Below are 805 nucleotides of genomic sequence, written 5' to 3'. Positions count from 1 at the left end.
TGGGTCAGCAACGACGAAATCATGGATCCGATCATCCGCGCAGCCGTCGCCGCGGCACTGCGCGCCATCCTGATTCAGACCATCGGCGCCTTCGCCTCCCGCGGACGAGCCAGAACCATCGTCACCGATGACCCCAAAACGATCCCAGCCCAATTCCAAGGCGACATGCGACGCCAAGGCAAACTCTGGGTCTACAAGCAGCACCAGCCCATGAACAAGCGCGCCCACTCCTTCTACCACCCCGAATTCGCCGCCCAAGTATGGGCCCGAGGACGAGCCAAGGTCCTCCACGCACCCATGGCCAATAAGGTGACTGGGGGAGCCCTCGCTGTAGATCCCTCCACCCTGCTGGGCATCAACGGTGACGCCATCTATCTCACCGACCTGCCCCAGTGGGCCCTGCCAATTGAAAACGGGGGAGCCGACGACGGCAAGGCCGGACGACTGCGGCTGCAGGGATACCTAGAAGAAAACATGAAGGTCCCGGCGACCCTGGAAGACAGGGACCGGCTCCGCGCCAGATCCGTTCGCCAGGGCATCGACCGGGCCATCGACTTCTTCGAGTTCACCACACCCCAGGACGATGCCGACTTCCTCCCCGGCGACGAAGAAGAACAGTAGGGACATCCCATGCCAGCACCCTCGGGAACCTTCGAACCAGCCGAAGCCACCCCAGCCCAACTCGTCGAACGGATCCGGCAGTCCTACGGCATGACCTGGGCCGAAATGGGCCGCCAACTCGGGCGTAGCGAAAAGATGCTCCGCAAGGTCGCCAAAGGCGAATCCAGCGGCGAGTCATACCGCC

Annotated in this window: 1 pseudogene; it reads left to right on the top strand. The window is 63.1% G+C overall.

Annotation, left to right across the window (positions count from 1 at the left end):
• Positions 1-621: pseudogene (locus tag CIK75_RS02895) on the top strand (hypothetical protein); the annotation flags it as partial.
• Positions 622-805 lie beyond the last annotated feature (184 nt).

It is taken from the genome of Glutamicibacter sp. BW78 (assembly GCF_002332245.1).
Taxonomy (GTDB): Bacteria; Actinomycetota; Actinomycetes; order Actinomycetales; family Micrococcaceae; genus Arthrobacter_H; species Arthrobacter_H rhombi_A.
This window is presented reverse-complemented; position numbering and strand designations above follow the sequence as displayed.